This window comes from Vulcanisaeta sp. JCM 16159 (assembly GCF_001316265.1).
GTDB lineage: Archaea > Thermoproteota > Thermoprotei > Thermoproteales > Thermocladiaceae > Vulcanisaeta.
The window spans coordinates 1-13178 of record NZ_BBDN01000013.1; the positions used below are offsets into that span (position 1 = coordinate 1).

Sequence of the window (13178 nt, forward strand, 5' to 3'; positions counted from 1 at the left end):
ATACAACACAAGCATTATGGCAATACCCATGCCAAAATACCTAGGAGACCTAAACTACGTAATAGCATTCGGTAACAACAAAATCCTCGTGATAGGACCGCACACATTAGCATCAGCGCTAGAGATTGTTAAAGGCATATGGGAGCCGATAGTAATAGGGCAGCCATTATCCGATCCCAGTGATGATATCTGTGAGCAATTAATTCAGAACTATCACGTGCCGACCAATCAACCTGCTCAGATTAATAATGCCTACGTAATAGTCTATGGCGAGCAGTATTATAATGACTCCTATGGTTTAGCCACCGTTGATTTCTGCGTCTCATGGGCTGGGATAGTTGATACTCAGTATAATGGTTACTCAATTGGCTATGCCGAACTCTACAACTACATATACTATGAACCTAACTCCGGAACCTCAATCAACTACCTCAAGTCCTTCCAGGACGCCTACGCCTCATACCTCGTTTACGAGTGGTGGGAGGGTCAGAACACGCAAATACCTGGTGATGTGGAATACATAGCCGGCACCGGTGATGGTTACGAGCCAGGCTACTGGACTAGCACGGCCGGATTCAGTCCTCAAGCCCAGCAGTGCTCAGTGAGTGGTAGTTATACCGTCTCTTTTACAGTTAGTTTCCCTATATTGGAGCCGAATGGGAGCATGATCATGGGCAATTCAATAACTCAGGCGTATTCCTGCCCGCAGGCCATTATAAATGTTGTTGGGGATAGCGGTAACGCGACGCCGATAGGTGGCGCTGTTAATACCACGTGGATTTATCAACCAACCACGACGAGCACAGACATCAACGATTTAGCGACGGAGAGCGAGGGCAACACATACATGGGCCCGCCAATAACCACAACCACACGCCTACACAATACCCGCTGCGTCTCAGCATGCCTTTATAATGGTAATTACGAGCACATTGTCTATGACATCACCTGGGACGTCTGGGTTAACCCAAACGGCGCCATGAGTTCCAGCTCCTTTGGCGTATCAGGCCCACCACCAGCTACAATCCAAGTACATGGACCTCAAGCAACGGCTTCTACATAACCCATCAATACTGTTCCGGCTAGCAAAGAACCACCCTTAAATAAATTAGAAGCAATAAATTCACCAAACAAACCCAAAAACCACAAGGCCCAAAGGCAAAGTCTCTAATTGCCGATTTTTCATCAATAATACAATTTCTTGTGGCGGCCCCGCGGGATTTGAACCCGGGTCCTACGGCTCTCTGCCTGTTACAGCCGCAGGCCGCCGCTCTGGTCCATGCTGAGCTACGGGGCCGTAGTAGTGTCTCTCCTTATGATTTAAAGTCTTTGCCTCATGGATGGATTGTTGGGATATGACGTTAATTTATTTCGAGTCCCTTATCTACTGTTACTTTGAATTTTCTCCACCAGTTTATGTAGTCCTCATAGTCCTCGAAGCCCCAATCCTTTGACCCGATTTCCCTGGCCATTGTTGAGACTACGTCCCTAGCCCTCCTGCTCTCCCACGGCATGGGTTCTGCGCCGGCCTTTATTGAGTACTCAGCTATTTCCTTATAGAGATTCTTATTTGGTCCCATTCCCGTGGCTTCTATGTATAACTTCTCAAGTACTGGTTCGGCCCAACCCCTGTGGAACCTGCAGAGGCCTGCATCATCAATCAAGGCTTCCGCAATTGCCCTGCCTAAGGATGATTTGGCGAAGTCTCCGGTTCCATGAATGTTGGTGTGTAGTTCGTCCAGTACCTACCGAGTACGTACATTGGGGCGACCATGCCGGGGGCCCAGTATAGGTTTGGTGTCATGTAACCGTCATTCCCGTAGGCAGCATAAACCACTAAGTCCCTAAAGGACTTACCAACCCTTAAGACCCTGTCATGAAATACCTCATCAAGTTTCCTCGCGGCAACCCTAACGCCATTCTCAGCAATTAACCTAAGCACCTCGCTGGACCTCTCAACAAAGCCCTTAATAACCTCGCTGGCCAGTCTAGCGTTCCTCCTCGAATCAACCTCCGGGTTAAACCTCATGGGGTCGAACACGGGCTTATCACTAAGCCCAGCCTCATCCGGCCTCAATAGCCCATTCTCAATTGCATCAAAAATCCACGCAACCACATGCCCCATCTCGATAGCATCCAGGCCGTACTGGTCTATTAAGTCCACGAGTGGTACTGCCTCCTCGAATACGTAATTACCAATGAAGGGCCCATGGCGTGGAATGGCTCGTAATCCACCTTCTTACCACGCCAAACCTTCTTACAAACCACCGAGCACCCAAAGTCACCGCAGTTATACCAACTCTTGCTCTTGATAAAGACCTCATCATTAAAGGGCTTCCAGAAAAGTCTCAGTATTGCCTCAACGTGTTGAATCCTCACCTCCCTGGGCAGGTATATGGACTTATAACCAAAGAGAGGCAGTAACTCGCGGTAATGCGGGTAGTTAACGCCGAAGGTGCCTCCAGTGCCCATGCTTGGTCGAACCTGTACTTAATGGTCTTCTCATCCATGACCTGCCTAAAGGGTTTCTTGAAGGACTCAATCATCAACTTATTAATGAACTCCATATCATTGACCTTCGCATACCTAGCCTTATACATACCGCCAGCCACAATGCCAATCACGTTGTGGCCCATGGCGAGGGCAGTGCCTGGCCCACCCCTGGCTGCGAAATCCTCAGCCCCAGGCCTGAACTCGCCTTTTATTGGATTAACATCAATGGATACCAAGGCACCATTATACGTACTCAACGCGGCTGGACCAACAACCACGGCCCTCGCGTTGTACTTAACGAAGAAGTCCCTATAGGTGTCGAGTAGGTACTTCGTGAAGGCGTAGGCGCGTGGTAATTACCATACTCAAAGACTGGGTCAATACTCTTTAACTCAATGCCATCACTCGACAGGAAGATCACTGTTGGTCTCTTGGCCTTACCCGTTATCACCAACGCATCAATGCCAGCCCCCATGAACTTATACGCCGCGCCGCCCAGGGCAGCCACGTGAAGCGTCCTCGTCATTGGGCTCTTGAAGACCGCAATTAACCTGTGGAAGCCTGGCATTTTACCGCCAACGAATGGGCCCATACCTATTACAAACGGCACACTCGTCAAGTGGGTCTAGGCTCCAAGTCCTTGCTTCATTATGTATCCTAACGCCTAGGGTCACTGGTCCCTGTGCTGTTGCATCCTCGATATGCCACGAATTCTCATTAAGGTCTAGTCTAAGTACCTTCACGCGTATTGATTTTTTTGAGCTCAATAATAGGCTTTCTTGAGTAAACTGTGAATAGGTAATACCTCCTTAATATGGGTCTTCGGAGAAATACTTATTAACTTATTACACCCAGTTATACCCAGTAGACCCAGCATGAGAATCAAGGAATTAATCAGGAATGGGGTTATTTCCTGTAAATCCATTGACCCAATAACCTGTGCCGTCGCGAAAATGTACATGCACAATGTCGGCAGTGTCCTCGTGATCGACGAAGATGGTAAGCCAGCCGGCATATTCACAGAGAGGGACTTGGTCAGGGTTGTGGCTGAGGGCATTAGCTTGACACGCCATTGATGAAGGTTATGAGTAGGAAGTTAATAACCGCGAATACCTCGGAATCCGTGATCTCGGCCGCGATGAAGATGATTGAGAACAACATAAGGCATTTACCTGTTGTTGAGGAGGGTAGGGCAGTTGGTATGGTTAGCATTAGGGACTTGGTGAGGGCTTTGATGGCTCAGGAACTATCTTATCCATAGAATTTGTTGGTTCGCTGACGTAGTAACGATATACGTGTAACCTAATAAAAATGATAATTGTAGGAAATTGATAAAATCCTACAGCACACAATTATTTTTATGCCAAAAACATAAAGGCTATGAATTAATTCCGAAAAAGATACTTTGCATTTTAAATAATTATTACTATACCAGTCCCAAATTATGTGGCTTTATATCTTCCGTCCGTCTTAATCACCTTGCCATCCTTTATTAATCTCGTGAGTTGGGCCTTAACCACGTTCAATCTCTCCTCACCAATGGCCCTAGCGATTTCCTCGCAGTGAATTCCTTGCCCTTATTGCTTGTGAGATAGTCGAGTATTTTCTTCTTTATGCCCTCAACCATACAATGTAAATACTATTTTCTTAGGTTATAAAGGTATTGCCTTTATATTTGTGAAATATCACCCGTAGTTTGCCCGGTCATTTGATGATATAATTGAGCCTATGAACATGTTCATCACTTATTTTACTCCCTGAGAAACCCTTTATTTTCCCATATATTATATTATTCATTTCATGAAATTTAAGGTCGTTTATTTTCATTATTCGTGTGTAGAAAGAGTTTCAAATTTTAGCCATCATGGGCAATAACCTATTATACCGGCCTGTAGTGTTGTTGGATTGTAATGGGTAGGTTTAGGGCGTATTATGATGATGGGATTGTGGTAGAGTATGAGAATAGTAGGTTCGTTATTGATCCATTAAAGAAGCCGGTTACTCCATTCAACGCAGTATTGATAACACATGGGCATAGAGACCACGTCAACCCAAGGGTTCTTTATAATGTGTCGCCTCTCATTATGAGTGATGAAACAGCAAAGATAATTAGGCTCGTGATGGTGATTACCTCAGGCACATCACTGTTGGTCCAGGTTCTAGGCTCGTTATTGATAATGTCTTGGTTGAATCCTTCAATGCTGGTCATGTGGTTGGTAGTTTATCCTACGTGCTTGACTTTGGCGATCTCAGGGTTGGAATTACGGGAGATTTTAATGTGGAGCCTCAATACTACTTAGTGGTGCTAAGGGCCTTGACGTTGACGTACTTATTATGGAGGCTACATATGGTGACCCGGACTATGTGTTTCCAAGCAGGCGTGAAGTGTATGAGGAGTTAAGGGCTATCGTTGATGACGGTACTAGGGATGGCGTTACCGTGCTTATGGGTCAGCCACTTGGCCGTGGACAGGAACTCACCGCATTGCTTAAGGACTACCGACTCTATGTGGAGCCTAGTATTAAGGTGATTAACAATGTACTGGGTTTAAGGTATGGCTCAGTGGCCAGTGGTTTACCGCCCCCTGGCTCCGTCATCATTATGGGAATCCCCAGAGACACCACGCGCCTCATTAGGACTCTGAGGAGTAAGTATGGAAGCGCGAGGGTCGTTGCATTGAGCGGTATGTACGCTAAGCGATCGAGGGCCTCCCACTTAGGCAAACTTGGCATTGATGCAATACCGCTGAGTAGCCACTCGGATTTTCCCGGTCTTGTGGACTTTGTACTAAGTAGTGGGGCTAGGTTTGTGTATACTGTTTATGGAAATGCCGCTAAATTTGCGAAGTACCTAAGGAGTGAGTTGGGTATCATGGCCAGGCCATTGCCGGGGCATGGCCAATTAACCATGGATTACTTCCTATAAATGTTTAAATCAGTATATGGTGTTAGGTACTTTAATGAGGCCGGTGATAACATTACTCACGGATTTCGGGTACGAATCATACTTTGTACCGGCAATGAAGGGCGTAATACTTAGCCTTAATCCCGAAGCCTTGATAATTGACATCACACATTCAATACCGCAGTTCAATGTGTATAAGGCTGCGTTCACATTATGGGCGTCATATAAGTACTTCCCAAGGGGTACAATACATGTGGTTGTTGTTGATCCGGGGTTGGTACGTCGAGGAGAGCCATAGTCATTAAAACTAGGAATTATTACTTCGTAGGTCCTGACAATGGCGTGTTGATGATGGCTGCCGAGGATGATGGTATAATCGACGTCAGAGCAATTGAAAATAGGGAATTCATGAGACCGATTATGTCGAGCACGTTTCATGGGCGTGACGTCTTCGCGCCAATTGCTGCCTACATAAGCCTTGGTTTAGACGTATCATTACTTGGGCCTAGGGTTACTGACCCTATCAAGCTTCAGGGCATTACAAGTAGGATTTCCAGAGGTTTTGCTAGTTCGGTTATTGTATATATTGATCACTTTGGTAATGCATATACAGGTATTAAGGAGGGTGATCTTGGGGTTCTCGGTCTTAAGTACGGTGATGAATTACGTGTTAACATACCAAGGAAAAACATTGAACTTAAGGTCAGGTTCCTAAGGAGCTATGCTATGCCAATGAGGGTGAGGCGCTGGTTCTCGTTAATAGTGAAGGCTTCCTGGAACTCTCGGTTAATAGGGGGAACTTTGCCCAGAGGTTTGGTGTTGAGGAGGGTGATGAGGTCGTTATTTCTGTTATTAAATGAGCATGTTATGTGATGCGTAATTGAGAAGTTCCCTGAAATTCCTTATCAGGGTTGAATCATCAATTAGGTAGTGTCTAGGTACCTTTCCATTAATCAGCCTCACGCCTTCCATCTCCAGTAGCTTGAGTTTGATGGTGATATCCCCCACCGAGTAGCCGCCCGGTGTTCCATCGCTCTTAATGACCCTATGGCATGGAACAATTATTGGGAGCTTATTTGCACTGGCTAATTTACCAACGGCCCTGGGGCTGGTGTTTAATAACTTGGCAAGTTGGGCATAAGTTGCAACCCTGCCTCTCGATATTGAGAGCATGGCGATCTGAGCCAGCAAGTAGGCCTGGGCTTAATTCCACGTGTTTAATTATCTCCTGAGGCCCTATTAATCCCGTTATATACTTCATTATGGTCTCAACAATGGAATTAGTAATGCTTCTCTCAGCGCCATCCGCCCCAACCCTGACCTTGACCTCCCGAATCTTATCGCCATAAACACACACCTCTAGGGCACCAATTTCCCTCAGCGATAATGTTATGCAACGCATTTAGTTCAATTATGTAGGAGACCTTAAAAACCCTGTCCCAAGGCGCTTCTGTGGTTGTTAAGGTTAGGTTGGTGGGTGTTTTAAGAGCATTGGCTCTTGGTAAGGAGTACGTGGAACTTAACGGTGTTACTACGGTGAGGGATGTGATCAATAGGCTTAAGTCAATAAATGATAAATTGTTTAAAAGGGTCTTTGATGTCTCAAGGGGTGAACTGGCCCCCGATGTTTATGTTGCAATTAATGATGTCGATATTAGGTTACTCAGAGGCCTAGACACGCTTGTTAAGGATGGTGATGAAGTTTTAATACTGGCTTATATACATGGTGGTTAGTCATAATGAGCTATGTGATTAGGATCACCAGTGATATTGGTGAACTGAGGATTTGGCTTGTCACAGTATTTTTGGTAAAACCCATGAATGATGAGCTACTTGGCAGGGTAAAATCCCTAGTCAGTGAATGCCTGGTTCCTTAATAACTATAATACCCGCAAGGAGAGTGCTGAATGCATGGCACATGGTGTACCCAGCTTACCTAAGCCTTAGAGACCACCTGAGGGGTGTGTCTAGGTTTAGGGACCCGGGGCTTGGTGCATTAACGTACATGGCAGGCACCACTCAATTAAGTAGGGGCTTGAGCATATTGAACCCTGTTGGTAATAATCAATTATCAATAATAGTGATGGGTATTTATGACTGCGTGCATAGTTTAGTAGTTAAGGTAATTGATTTGCTTAGGGATTTCATGGAGGATTTAATCGTGGGCGTTGGCTGCCATAGGGCCTATGATAGTGTATTTAAGTCCTTTGATGATTTCATGAGTGCGCTGATTGGTAGGTACATTAGTGAGTTCACGTGATTAATGGCAATTCTTGCAGTTAACAATTTATAATTCCAGCCAGCCCTCAGGAAGTTAATGGATAGGTTGTTTTACATAGCTAGGGATGAGGAGATAATTAATGGTGAAGCCACCGATATATACTTCCTAAGGACTGTCGATGTGCTCAGGGCGGCAGGTCTTGATAGGGTTAGGGTTAGGGCCGAGTTTCATGTGGTTAACCTACCAAGGAACTATAGGTGGGCCGTGTTCGCCGGTTTAAAGGAGGTCGTTAATCTCACGGTAACTAAGGAATTGCCGATAACCATATACGCAATGTCCGAGGGCACCCTCTTCAAGGCTAATGAGCCAATAATGGTTGTTGAGGGTAATTACGTGGATTTCGCCGTCTATGAAACGGCATTCCTGGGGATACTTAGGCATTACAGCTCGGTGGCTAGTAAGGCGGCTAGGATTAAGAAGCTGGCTGGTGATAAGTCATGCGTATTCTTTGGTGCCAGGGTTGTGCACCCCGCAATACAGCCAATGGTTGATAGGGCATCCTACATAGGGGGTTGTGACGGTGTTGCAGGCGTGATAGGGGCTAGGTTAATGGGTATTAAGCCAAGCGGTACAATGCCCCATGCATTAATGATAGTGTTTAGGCACGCAACTGGTGACCACACGCTTGCCTGGGCCTGGTTTGATAAGGTAATGCCCAGTGATGTGCCGAGGATAGTGCTTGTGGACACGTTCTTTGATGAGCGTGAGGAGTCGATGATTGCTGCAAAACTACTTGGCAATAGGTTATACGGTGTTAGGCTAGACACACCGAGTAGTAGGCGTGGTAATATGGAGGCCATCGCCCGTGAGGTTAGGTGGACCCTGGACCTGGCTGGTTACAGGAATGTAAAGATTCTCATTAGTGGTGGTGTTGATGAAGAGGATGTTATTAGGCTCAGGGATGTTGCCGACATGTTTGGTGTTGGTACATCAATAGCTTCCCACCAAGTGTTGATATTAGTATGGACATTGTGGAGGCTTATGATGAGAAGAGTGGGCGTTGGGTACCGATAACGAAGCGCGGTAAATTACCTGGCTTTAAGCAGGTCTATAGGTGCAGGGGCACTTTAAACGATCAGGTGGTTCCGTGGGATGCCGAGCCCGCGCCATGCCCAGACGGTTCTAAGCCGGTTCCCCTGCTCAGGAAGTTTGTTGATAATGGTAAAGCCGTTGAGTCAATACCAATGATCGGGAGATTAGAGATTACGTGATTGAGCAATTGAAATATGCCGAAATATGATTTAATCAGTAATGCGTAGATTTAGAATTTACCTAAAAAGAATGCGCATATCCAAGCAATTTATAATTGGAGAAATGGTTATTTCTATTTTTAAAGGAAAATAATCATTAATATTATAATTCCTCCTCCCATTCCTCCTCAAATTCTTCCCACTCCTCTTCCTCCTCACCTTCCCACTCCTCCTCTTCCATAACTAGGTTGTTCATACTCGATCAATGGTGACTTAAAAGCATTCTTAAAAAGCATTACCTACTCAATCTACTTATTCACACAATTGTTTTTCAAGCATATCCTACTCTCATTAATAAATTCCAGTTTTTGTTGGACCCGTGAGATAGGTGTGGTTTATAAAAGGTTGAGGTTAAGTATATTGGGGGTTCATGTGGATTTCAACTTAGTGGTGTCCACAGGAAGGAGGTTGGAGGGTAGGTGCGCTGATGAGCTTAGGTACATAGGTGACCTCGTTGGTATTAGGATCGCCCAGACATCGTTCACGGGTTTCGATGGGTTAATAACTGGGTATGTGAATGGTGATCCTGTGGATTTCGTTAAGAGACTTAAGGAGCTCGTTGGTAGTGGTCGTTATGTGCCGCGATTCGTACTTAAGGTCGTTCCTATAATGAGGACTGTGAAGACCAACATTGATGAAATCAGTAAGGCTGCTGTTGATTTGGCGAGTAGGTACCTAGGCCCCGGCGAGACCTATAAGGTTGAGGTTAGGAAGAGGGGTGTTGACCTTGATAGAATGGACGTCATTGATTCAATCGCCTCAAAAATAAGTAATAAGGTTAGGCTTGAGAACCCAGATAAGGTTATTCAGGTGGAGATTTTCCCATCAAGGACTGGGATAAGCGTTATTAGGGAGGATGATATTTTCTCGCTCATGAAGATCAACGTAAATACTAAGCAGGGTAATGAGTAATTCATTAATCAACTAACCATAATCCTTTAATTTTCTCATGGCACCTCAATTTGATGGAGGTAACAGTCATTGGGACTGGCAGGATGGGTAGTGCATTAGTTAAGAGATTAGCTAAGCAGGGCTTTGATGTTTACGCATGGAATAGAACCAGGGATAAATTGAGGGATTTACCCGCAAAGGTCATTGATGATATTTCACAGGCTAGGGGAGTGACCTTTATATTTGTCTCCGACGATGAGGCATTAAATGCCGTTAAAGGCGTTGGTGGCGACGTAATTGTGTTATCGGGTACTTACAGTATTGGCGCCGTTACTGCATTCAATATTAGGTTCACAAGTATGGGGAAAGGATTATTGGCTGCGCCTGTTGTGGGTGGCCCCGCTGATGTTGAGAATGGAACAGCGGTATACTTGATTGGTGGTCCTGAAAGTACGTACCAAAGGGTTAAGGAGGTTTTTGATAAGTTAGGTTCCATAATTAGATTACCAACTGCTGAGGCAGCAATGGCGCTCAAGCTTGCCTACAATTCCTTTCTAATAGGTACCATGGCATTGCTTGGGGAGTATGTAGTACTTGGGAGGACTTATGGTGTCGATGATGATACACTAAGGGCGTTATTAACCAAGACCGTGTTTAAGGAGGTCGGTGAGAAGTACATGGATAGGATGCTAAGGCCTAAGTCGCCGCCATCGTTCACGCTGGCCCTGGCCGCTAAGGACGTGCATTATGCCGTTAAATCGGCGGGTGATGCAAAGACTCCATTAATTGTTTCCTCAGCCGTTAAGTCCCTATATGAGTTACTGGCAGTTTTGGGTTTTGGTAATGAAGATTACGTTAGGGCTGGCTTATTGGAAATAGGGCCACAGAATAAGGATGTACACGGCCGAGGAGACACGTAGATTAGGTTGAAGGTAGATCGTTAATTGAGGCTATTGATTACGTTGAAACGCATGTAATATAGGCAACAGGAGCTAGGTGAGGTTGAGGAAATAGTCACAGGAGAACTTGAATGCGCTAAGGCGTTTTCAGGAGAGGTTATAAAACGTGGGTCATAGGGCTGAGGTAAAGAATTATGGCGAGGGGTTCATGGCCTACTTTAGGTATGGTGGGGCTTTAATCCTAGGCGCAGTAGCTTCGGCAAAAACGACAACGCTGAGGGTAGTTGCTGATTGTACTAACGTGGTTTAAGGGAAAAATACTTATTAAGTGTGCAGTTTAGCCGTGTATGATGAGCGAGGGCGCCAGGGTTGAGGTTGAGAGGGTTTACGTAATTAACCTGAGGAGGACTAGGGAGGTTTCAAGGACCAAGAGGTCTCCATACGCTGTTAGGCTGATTAGGAGGTTTGTGGCCAGGCACATGAGGGTTGACCCTGAGAATGTTAAGATTGATAATGGTGTTAATGAGTATATTTGGTCTGGAAGTATTGAGAAGCCGCCAAGAAGGGTTGAGGTGAGGGTCACTAAGTATAGTGATGGCACTGTTAAGGTTTCATTAAATGTACCGGAGGGTGCTGAGACCAAGGCTGCTGGGTCAAATAAGTAAAGGGGATTTCTTTCTCGATATTCGGCCAATCCTTAGAGTTAACCGATTCTTTTTAAAGAACATCTTTATATTCATTAACGTGGTTAGCAATAGGACGTTGCAATTAATGTCTAAGCTGTTTACGGCTATCCTCTACTTGGCAATCTCCCTAATGGCGTTCCTGATAGACTTCCCATTTTACCCAGCCCCGGTTGCGCTACTGATTATAGCCGTGACCACGGCATTGGCCTACTCGGGTCATGTTAAGCTTGGTTTTGCGATAATGACTGTTCTCTTGATACCGGCACTTCTTTATGCTTATGAATATGCGGCATTGGGTGTTCTGTTTCTGATACTGATCCTCTTTGTTTTGATTAGGGTCTTTGATTGGTTGGGCGTTGGCGTTGGTATGCTTGCTTGGGAGTTCTCGGTAATGCCTAACCCACTTTATGTTCTCTCAGTACCGATTATACTGACCTCGCCAAGCCTTACGATAGGTGTCTCAAGAAGGGTGACGCCGCTTAAGTCCTTAATAACATTCCTAATACTATATATACCAACACTACTGTTGTTAAATGCTAATAATATTGTTCCCTGGTTTGGTTATGTAGGCCTGAACCTTTCGCCGCTGCAGTCGCTCACTGCTAATTCAATAACGAGTGCTCTAGGTAATATAAATGTGGGACTTTATGGGCTGTCTCAATCAATTAATAGGGTCTTTACCTGGACCAGTACTTACGTATTACCGGCAATAATGGCATTAACGGCGTATACGGCGTATGTAATATCAAGTAGATTGAGGTCGCATGATAATAAGGTGATTAGGTACCTGGCGCCTGCCATCGGTACGATGACGGCCTATGCCTTAATGACTTACCTATTATTTTACATGAATCCATACTTCGGTCTTTACCAAGGCGTTGACGTTAATACTCTAATGCATGGGCTATTACCCGCACTAATCATTAGCCTCGCCATACTACCATTAATAATGCATTTTAGGCTCGTTGAGATCAAGTTTGAGCAGGAGGAGAAGCAATCGATGATTGCCCTCGAGCGTGGTTACCAATTAATCCTTAACAAGGACGAACTGAGGTCACTTGCCAGTGAGTGGGATAACGTGGTTGGGCTCGACGACATTAAGAATGAAATAGAGACATCGGTCATAACGCCACTTAAGGACGTTAAGTTGTCCCAGAAGTACGGCTTGATGCCAATACATGGAGTGCTCCTCTTTGGTCCTCCTGGCGTCGGTAAGACGATGCTTGCCAGGGCGATAGCAGGCAGGTTAGGTTGGACGACGATAATAATGAACCTCGGAGAATTGCTCAGTAAGTACTACGGTGAGAGCGAGAATAGGCTTGCGGAACTTTTCAGGGTGGCTAAGAATTATGCACCGACGGTGATAATAATCGATGAGTTTGACGCCATTGGCAAGGCCAGGACCAAGTACGTAAGTGACGATGTTACACCAAGACTATTAAATATTTTACTTAGTGAGATGGATGGGATAACCAAGAGTAGTGAGAATATCCTGGTAATCGGAACAACAAACCAACCGGACCTCCTAGACCCCGCGCTTCTTAGGCCTGGTAGGTTCGATAAGATCATATATGTGCCACCACCGAATGAGGAGACCAGAGCTAAAATGCTTGAGGCAATGCTGAGGGGTAAACCCATCCAGGGTCAATTGACTATGCGAAGCTTGCTAAGATGACTGATAGGTTCACGGGCGCGGATATAATGAATGTGGTTAGGACGGCGGTGCTTGAGTCATTGAAGGATGGTAAGCCATAACCCAGGGAAAGCTCGAGGA

At 45.5% G+C, this 13178-nt stretch carries 15 protein-coding genes, 1 tRNA gene and 5 pseudogenes; 16 read left to right on the forward strand and 5 right to left on the reverse strand.

Annotated elements, in window-relative coordinates; genetic code table 11:
- Nucleotides 1-1063, forward strand: a pseudogene (locus JCM16159_RS11375) (hypothetical protein); the annotation flags it as partial.
- A gap of 141 nt (nucleotides 1064-1204) precedes the next feature.
- On the opposite strand, the gene JCM16159_RS11380 reads toward JCM16159_RS11375, so the two are convergent.
- Together JCM16159_RS11380 and JCM16159_RS11385 are read right to left on the reverse strand one after the other, a co-directional pair.
- Nucleotides 1205-1297, reverse strand: a tRNA-Arg gene (locus JCM16159_RS11380).
- A gap of 64 nt (nucleotides 1298-1361) precedes the next feature.
- Nucleotides 1362-3236, reverse strand: a pseudogene (locus JCM16159_RS11385) (aldehyde ferredoxin oxidoreductase N-terminal domain-containing protein).
- A 132-nt stretch (nucleotides 3237-3368) separates the two neighbouring features.
- Between JCM16159_RS11385 and JCM16159_RS19490 the strand changes: the two are divergent.
- Nucleotides 3369-3569, forward strand: a complete 201-nt coding sequence (locus tag JCM16159_RS19490) for a CBS domain-containing protein (protein WP_367834488.1) — start codon at nucleotides 3369-3371, stop codon at nucleotides 3567-3569.
- The gene (locus JCM16159_RS19495; protein WP_367834500.1) at nucleotides 3569-3754 is read left to right on the forward strand and encodes a CBS domain-containing protein; all 186 of its coding nucleotides are present in this window, start codon (nucleotides 3569-3571) and stop codon (nucleotides 3752-3754) included. Before JCM16159_RS19490 ends, JCM16159_RS19495 begins: the two co-directional genes overlap by 1 nt.
- 181 nt (nucleotides 3755-3935) lie before the next feature.
- Here JCM16159_RS19495 and JCM16159_RS11395 read toward each other — a convergent pair.
- Nucleotides 3936-4120, reverse strand: a pseudogene (locus JCM16159_RS11395) (TrmB family transcriptional regulator).
- Nucleotides 4121-4403: 283 nt separating this feature from the next.
- On the opposite strand from JCM16159_RS11395, the gene JCM16159_RS11400 reads away from it, so the two are divergent.
- The 3 genes and pseudogenes from JCM16159_RS11400 to JCM16159_RS11410 all read left to right on the forward strand — a co-directional run bounded on the left by JCM16159_RS11400 (nucleotide 4404) and on the right by JCM16159_RS11410 (nucleotide 6257).
- Nucleotides 4404-4793: a hypothetical protein gene (locus JCM16159_RS11400; protein WP_054857904.1), complete on the forward strand. Its 390-nt coding sequence runs from the start codon at nucleotides 4404-4406 to the stop codon at nucleotides 4791-4793.
- 34 nt (nucleotides 4794-4827) lie between these two features.
- Nucleotides 4828-5418 (forward strand): hypothetical protein, encoded by a 591-nt coding sequence (locus tag JCM16159_RS11405; protein WP_054857905.1) that lies wholly within the window; start codon nucleotides 4828-4830, stop codon nucleotides 5416-5418.
- Between the two features lie 94 nt (nucleotides 5419-5512).
- Nucleotides 5513-6257, forward strand: a pseudogene (locus JCM16159_RS11410) (S-adenosyl-l-methionine hydroxide adenosyltransferase family protein).
- On the opposite strand, the gene JCM16159_RS17495 reads toward JCM16159_RS11410, so the two are convergent.
- Both JCM16159_RS17495 and JCM16159_RS17500 read right to left on the reverse strand, forming a co-directional pair.
- A complete protein-coding gene (locus tag JCM16159_RS17495) occupies nucleotides 6250-6570 on the reverse strand; it encodes a methylated-DNA--[protein]-cysteine S-methyltransferase (RefSeq protein WP_243666764.1) in 321 nt (106 codons plus the stop codon). The pseudogene JCM16159_RS11410 and the gene JCM16159_RS17495 overlap by 8 nt on opposite strands.
- On the reverse strand, nucleotides 6488-6799 hold the full coding sequence (locus tag JCM16159_RS17500) for a hypothetical protein (protein WP_243666765.1): 312 nt from the start codon (nucleotides 6797-6799) through the stop codon (nucleotides 6488-6490). The genes JCM16159_RS17495 and JCM16159_RS17500 overlap by 83 nt, the downstream gene beginning before the upstream one ends.
- A 50-nt stretch (nucleotides 6800-6849) precedes the next feature.
- On the opposite strand from JCM16159_RS17500, the gene JCM16159_RS11420 reads away from it, so the two are divergent.
- The 10 genes and pseudogenes from JCM16159_RS11420 to JCM16159_RS17520 all read left to right on the forward strand — a co-directional run bounded on the left by JCM16159_RS11420 (nucleotide 6850) and on the right by JCM16159_RS17520 (nucleotide 13159).
- Nucleotides 6850-7131, forward strand: coding sequence for a MoaD/ThiS family protein (locus tag JCM16159_RS11420; protein ID WP_054857906.1), 282 nt, complete (start codon nucleotides 6850-6852; stop codon nucleotides 7129-7131).
- A 5-nt stretch (nucleotides 7132-7136) separates the two neighbouring features.
- Complete coding sequence (locus tag JCM16159_RS17505) at nucleotides 7137-7274, forward strand: hypothetical protein (RefSeq protein ID WP_243666766.1); 138 nt, start codon at nucleotides 7137-7139, stop codon at nucleotides 7272-7274.
- Nucleotides 7259-7657 carry a hypothetical protein gene (locus JCM16159_RS11425; RefSeq protein ID WP_243666767.1) on the forward strand — a complete coding sequence of 133 codons (399 nt, stop codon included), beginning with the start codon at nucleotides 7259-7261 and terminating at the stop codon, nucleotides 7655-7657. The genes JCM16159_RS17505 and JCM16159_RS11425 overlap by 16 nt, the downstream gene beginning before the upstream one ends.
- 57 nt (nucleotides 7658-7714) lie before the next feature.
- A pseudogene (locus JCM16159_RS11430) lies at nucleotides 7715-8918 on the forward strand (nicotinate phosphoribosyltransferase).
- A 382-nt stretch (nucleotides 8919-9300) separates the two neighbouring features.
- Complete coding sequence (locus JCM16159_RS11435) at nucleotides 9301-9840, forward strand: THUMP domain-containing protein (protein WP_054857948.1); 540 nt, start codon at nucleotides 9301-9303, stop codon at nucleotides 9838-9840.
- Between the two features lie 53 nt (nucleotides 9841-9893).
- The gene (locus JCM16159_RS11440) at nucleotides 9894-10739 is read left to right on the forward strand and encodes an NAD(P)-dependent oxidoreductase (RefSeq protein ID WP_054857908.1); all 846 of its coding nucleotides are present in this window, start codon (nucleotides 9894-9896) and stop codon (nucleotides 10737-10739) included.
- A 145-nt stretch (nucleotides 10740-10884) separates the two neighbouring features.
- Nucleotides 10885-11028 (forward strand): hypothetical protein, encoded by a 144-nt coding sequence (locus JCM16159_RS17510; RefSeq protein ID WP_243666768.1) that lies wholly within the window; start codon nucleotides 10885-10887, stop codon nucleotides 11026-11028.
- Nucleotides 11029-11068: 40 nt separating this feature from the next.
- The gene (locus JCM16159_RS11445) at nucleotides 11069-11383 is read left to right on the forward strand and encodes a 50S ribosomal protein L31e (RefSeq protein WP_054857909.1); all 315 of its coding nucleotides are present in this window, start codon (nucleotides 11069-11071) and stop codon (nucleotides 11381-11383) included.
- A gap of 79 nt (nucleotides 11384-11462) precedes the next feature.
- Complete coding sequence (locus JCM16159_RS17515) at nucleotides 11463-13079, forward strand: 26S protease regulatory subunit (protein ID WP_243666769.1); 1617 nt, start codon at nucleotides 11463-11465, stop codon at nucleotides 13077-13079.
- Nucleotides 13076-13159, forward strand: coding sequence for a hypothetical protein (locus JCM16159_RS17520; protein ID WP_243666811.1), 84 nt, complete (start codon nucleotides 13076-13078; stop codon nucleotides 13157-13159). Before JCM16159_RS17515 ends, JCM16159_RS17520 begins: the two co-directional genes overlap by 4 nt.
- Nucleotides 13160-13178: the final 19 nt, after the last annotated feature.